This window comes from Streptomyces tremellae (assembly GCF_039540215.1).
In the GTDB taxonomy this organism is placed as follows: Bacteria; Actinomycetota; Actinomycetes; order Streptomycetales; family Streptomycetaceae; genus Streptomyces; species Streptomyces tremellae.
This window is the reverse complement of record NZ_BAABEP010000123.1, coordinates 1-5,879: the sequence shown is the minus strand read 5'-3', so window position 1 is coordinate 5,879 and position 5,879 is coordinate 1. Positions and strand designations below refer to the sequence as shown.

Below are 5,879 nucleotides of genomic sequence, written 5' to 3'. Positions count from 1 at the left end.
CCAGACGCCGCGCATCCGACAACCGCTCCACCACCAGCACACCCACACCCTCGGCGAGCGAGGTCCCGTCGGCAGCCGCGGCGAACGCCCTGCACCGCCCGTCGGGCGCCAGACCGCGCTGCCGGCTGAAGCCCATGAGCGGGCCGGGGTTCGGCATGACGGCGACACCGCCCGCGAGGGCCAGGTCGCACTCGCCCTGCCTGAGCGAGCGCACGGCCAGGTGCAGGGCCACGAGCGACGACGAGCACGCCGTGTCCACCGTCACCGCGGGCCCTTCCAGCCCGAGGGTGTACGCCACGCGCCCGGACAGGACGCTGGCCGCGGTACCGGTCATCAGGTGGCCTTCTGCGCCCTCCGCCGCCTCGTGCAGCCGGGGGCCGTACTCCTGGTAGTGGGAGCCGACGAAGACCCCCGTCCTGCTGCCGCGGAGCGACGACGCGACCAGTCCGGCGCGTTCCAGCGCCTCCCAGGACGTTTCGAGCAGCAGCCGCTGCTGCGGGTCCATCGCCAGCGCCTCACGCGGCGAGATACCGAAGAACTCCGCGTCGAACTCGCCCGCGGTGTGGAGGAAGCCGCCTTCACGCGCGTACGTCTTGCCGGGCGCGTCGGGGTCCGGGTCGTAGATGCCGTCGAGGTCCCAGCCCCGGTCGGTGGGCAGGGGGCCGATCGCGTCCCCGCCGGAGAGGACGAGCTGCCACAGTTCCTCGGGGGTGGTCACACCGCCCGGGTAGCGGCAGCCCATTCCGACGATCGCGACGGGGCCGTCGTCCGACGCGCCGCCGCCTCCGCCTGCCGGGGGCGCGACCGCACCGGGTGCCGGTACGTTGCCGGGGTCGGCCCCGCGCACCAGTTCGGCCAGGAGGTGGGCGCTCAGTGCGCCACTGTTCGGGTGGTCGAAGGCGAGCGTGGCCGGCAGGCGAAGACCGGTCGCGGCACTCAGCAGATTGCGCAGTTCGACCGCCGTCAGGGAGTCGAGTCCGAGGTCCTTGAACGCGCGGTCGGACACGACCGCGTCGGGGGCGGCGTGCCCCAGCACGGCCCCCACCTGCGCCGTGACGAGCCCGAGCACGGTGTCCTCGCGGTCGGCGTGGCTCATGCCGAGCAGCCGCCGCCGCAGTTCGGCGGCCTTGCCGGCCGGCTGGGACGCGCTGGCGCGAGCGGCGGCGCGCCGGGCGGGGCGCGTGCGGCGCACGAGCCCCTTCAGCACGGCGGGCACCTCGGTGCCCGAGGCGGCCGGGGCGTCGGTGTCCAACCGGGCGGGCACCACCAGGCCCTCCGCCAGTGTGTGCGCCGCGTCGAGGAGCCGCACCCCCTCGTCGGACGGGAAGGGCACCACACCGACCCGCGCCATCCGCGACAGGTCCGCCTCGCGCAGGTGCTCGGTCATGCCGGAGCGTTCGGCCCACAGGCCCCAGGCCAGCGACACACCGGCGAGACCGGTCGCACGGCGGTGCGCGGCGAGCCCGTCGAGGAAGGTGTTCGCCGCGGCGTAGTTCGCCTGCCCCGCCGATCCCAGGACACCGGCGGCGGACGAGAACAGCGCGAACAGCGCGACGTCATGGCGGCGCGTCAGCACGTGCAGGTTCCACGCCCCCGCCGCCTTCGCCCGCAGGACCGCGTCGACCCGCTCCGGCGTCAGCGCCGCGACCGTCCCGTCGTCCAGCACCCCCGCGGCATGGACCACTCCGGTCACACCGCGTCCCGCGGGCAGCCGCGAAAGCACGTCGGCCAGCGCGCCGCGGTCCGCCACGTCGCATGCGGCGACGGTCACCGACGCCCCCGCACCGGTCAGCTCCGCCACGAGCTCCCGCATGCCCTCGCCCGCCGGGCCGCGACGGCCGACGAGCAGCAGGTGGCGCACCCCGTGCTCGGCCACCAGGTGCCGTGCCGCGAGCCCGCCGAGCACACCCCCCGCACCGGTCACCAGCACGACGCCCTCGGGGTCGAGGGCGGCCGGGACGCTCAGCACCAGCTTCCCCACATGCCGCGCCCGGCTCATGAACCGGAACGCCTCACCGGCCCTGCGCACGTCCCACACCCGCGTAGGCAACCGTGTGAGCGCGCCCCGTTGGAAGAGGTCCACGATCTCGGTGAGCATCTCCCCGATGCGCTCGGGCCCCGCGTCCGCCAGGTCGAACGCCCGGTACGCGACACCGGGGTGCGCCGCCGCCACCTCGTCGGCCGGCCGCACGTCCGCCTTCCCCATCTCGATGAACCGCCCGCCCTCGCCGAGCAGCCGCAGGGAGGCGTCGACGTGTTCGCCCGTCGTGGAGTCCAGTACGACGTCGACGCCGCGCTTCCCCGACGCCGCGCGGAACCGCTGCTCGAACTCCAGCGTCCGCGACGACGCCAGACGCGCGTCGTCCACGCCGAGAGCACGCAGCGCGTCCCATTTGCCGGGGCCTGCCGTGGCGAAGACCCGGAGGCCGAACACCCGGGCCAGCTGCACCGCAGCCATGCCCACCCCGCCGGCCGCGGAGTGCACGAGCAGCGACTCGCCCTGCCGTACCCGCGCCAGCTCGCGCAACGCGTACAGCGCCGTCACGAACGCCACAGGGACGGACGCGGCCTCGGTGAACGACCAGCCGTCCGGGATCCGGGTCAGTGTGCGGTGGTCCGCGACGACCAGTGGCCCGAACCCGCCGGTCCACAGGCCCATCACGCGGTCGCCGACGGCGAAGGACCCGGCCCCCGGGCCTGTTTCCACCACGACGCCGGCGCCTTCGCTGCCCATCAGCGCCCGGTCGTCCGGATACGTGCCGAGCGAGACGAGCACGTCGCGGAAGTTCACCCCTGCCGCGCGCACGGCGACGCGCACCTCGCACTCGCCCAGTGCGCGGGCCGCGTCGTCGGCCGTCGCGAGGCTCAGGCCCTCGATCGTCCGCTCCCTCGAAGGCTCGATCCGCCAGGGCCGCCCCCCGTCCGGGGGCGCAAGCACCCCCTCCGCGGGGCCGCGCGCCAGGCGCGGCACCAGTGCCGCGCCCCCGCGCAGGGCCAGCTGCGGTTCCCCGGCAGCCAGCGCGTCGCGCAGGACGTCGGGCGACAGGGCGGCCCCGTCCATGTCGAGCAGGAGAAACCGCTCCGGGTGCTCCGACTGCGCCGAGCGCACCAGCCCCCACACCGGGGCCGCGGCCAGGTCGCGCACGTCCTCCCCGGCCTCGACGGCCACCGCGCCGCGTGTCACCACGACCAGCCGCGACTGCGCGAACCGCTCCTCGGCCACCCAGCCCTGCGCCACCCGCAGGAGCCGGTCGAGCGCCGCGCTCGCACCCGGCACGACGCCCCGGCCGCCGGCGGAGCCTGCGCACACCACCACGACGACGTCGGGAACGCGCTCGCCCAAGGCGTCGAAGTCCGCGTACCGCGGCGCCCCGAGGGCCCCGGCCACCCCGAGGGAGTCCTCCCCGACCACCGCGCACACGGGCCGTCCGGCCTCCGGCCCGGGGGGAGGCGGCGCGGGCTCCCACTCCAGGCGGTACAGCGACTCGTCCTGCTCCTCGCAGGCCGCGAGCTCCCCCTCCCCCACGGGACGTGTCACCAGGGCGTCCGCCGACACCACAGGTGTCCCGGCCGCGTCGTACAGCGTCACCGACACCCCGTTGTCGGCCGGCGTCAGCCGCGCCCGTACGGCGCACGCCCCGGCCGCGTGCAGCGAGACACCGCTCCAGGCGAACGGCAACCGCACGCCCCGGGTCGCCGTGCCGGGGTCCGTGTCCTGCTGGGCCGGCCAGGCGTGCAGCGCCGCGTCAAGCAGGGCGGGGTGCACACCGAACCGGTCCGCCTCGCTCCGCAGTTCCTCCGGCAGCGCCACGTCGGCGAAGATCTCGCCGCCGAGGCGCCAGACAGCCCTCAGCCCACGGAACGCCGGGCCGTAGACGAGCCCGTCGCCCGCGAGCCGGTCGTGGAGGCCGGCCGTCTCGACGGCCTGGGCTCCGGCCGGCGGCCAGACCCCCGGGTCCGCGGGGGCCGCCGCCCGGCCCGCGGCGGACAGCGCGCCCCGCGCGTGGCGCGTCCACGACTCGCCCGGCGCGTCGGCGCGGCGCGCGTACACGGCGAGTTCGCGGTGTCCCGCCTCGCCAGGCCCGCCCACGGCCAGTTGCACCTGGACGGCGCCGTCCTCGGGCAGCACCAGCGGCTTTTCGAGCGTCAGTTCCTCGATCCGGCCACATCCGACGGCGTCCCCCGCGCACAGCGCGAGCTCGACGAACGCCGTGCCGGGCAGGACGGCACGGCCGAGCACCGCGTGGTCGGCGAGCCAGGTGTGGGTACGGAGCGACAGGCGGCCCGTCAGCAGGAAACCGCCGGAGTCGGGCAGTGGAACGGCGGCTCCCAGCAAGGGGTGTCCGGCAGGGGCAAGCCCCGCCGACGACAGGTCACCCGCGCCTCTCCCCTCGGACCCCAGCCAGTAGCGTCGCCGCTGGAAGGCGTATGTCGGCAGGTCCACGCGGTGTGCGCCGGTCCCGGCGAACACCGCGCGCCAGTCGACGTCGGCGCCCCCCGCGTACGCCTCGGCCACCGAGGTCAGGAACCGCGCGGGTCCGCCCTCGCCACGGCGCAGCGACCCGACCACCGCCGCCCGCGTCCCGTGGTCTTCGGCGGTCTGCTCGATCCCCATGGTCAGAACCGGGTGGGCGCCGGCCTCGACGAACAGCTGGAAGCCGTCGTCGAGCAGGCCCCGCACCGTCTCGTCGAAGCGGACGGTACGCCGCAGGTTCCGGTACCAGTAGGCGGCGTCCAGCTCCGCCGTGTCGAGCACGCCGCCGGTGACCGTCGAGTAGAACGGCACCGCCGACGACCTCGGCGCGATGCCCGCGAGGTCGCGGAGCAGCACTTCCTCGATCGCCTCCACCTGCGCGGAGTGGGACGCGTAGTCCACCGGTACGCGGCGGGCCCGCACACCGTCGCGCTCGCACCGCGCGAGCAGCTCCCCGAGCGCGTGGGCGTCGCCCGACACCACGACCGACGCCGGGCCGTTCGCCGCCGCGACCGAGAGCCGGCCGCCCCACACCGCGAGCCGCTCCTGCACCTCGGCCTCCGGAAGGCCGACGGAGGCCATGCCGCCCCGGCCGGAGAGCGCACGCAGGGCGCGGCTCCGCAGCGCCACCACCCGCGCCGCGTCCGCCAGCGAAAGCCCGCCCGCGACACACGCGGCCGCGATCTCCCCCTGGGAGTGGCCGACCACGGCCGCCGGCACCACGCCGTACGAACGCCACAGCTCGGCCAGCGACACCATGACCGCCCACAGCGCCGGCTGCACCACGTCCACCCGGTCCAGCGGTCCGTCCGCTTCGGCGCGCCGCAGGACGTCGGGAAGCGACCAGTCCGTGTACGGCGCGAGCGCCTCGGCGCACTCGTCCATCCGCGCCGCGAACACCGGCGAGGACTCCAGCAGTTCGGCCGCCATCCCGGCCCACTGCGCCCCCTGTCCGGGAAAGACGAGCGCCGCCGCGCCGCCGCGGGGCGCGCGGCCCGCGACCACCCGCGCGGCGCGGCCCGCGACGTACTCCTCCAGTTCGCGCACCGCGCCCGCCCGGTCCCGCGCGAGGACCACCGCGCGGTGGTCGAAGGCGGTCCGCGCGGTCCCGAGGGCCAGACCGGTGTGCACGGCCGTGACCTCCGGGTGCCTTCGCGCGTGGTCGAGCAGCTTCGCTGCCTGGCCCTGCAGGGCAGCGGCGGACTTGGCCGAGAACGCCCAGGGCACGAGCGGCAGCAGTGCGGGGGCCGCCGATGACGGTGCGGTCTCGCCGTCCGACGTGCCCTCCGCTCCGCTCTCCGGCAGGTCGGGGGCCTGTTCGATGATCGCGTGCGCGTTGGTGCCGCTGATGCCGAAGGACGAGACGCCCGCCCGGCGCGCCCGGCCCGTCTCGGGCCACGCGACA

At 76.2% G+C, this 5,879-nt stretch carries 1 protein-coding gene; it reads right to left on the bottom strand.

Annotated elements, in window-relative coordinates; genetic code table 11:
• Nucleotides 1-5,879, bottom strand: a 5,879-nt coding sequence (locus tag ABEA77_RS33470) for an SDR family NAD(P)-dependent oxidoreductase (RefSeq protein ID WP_345655884.1), incomplete at both ends; no start/stop codon positions are given.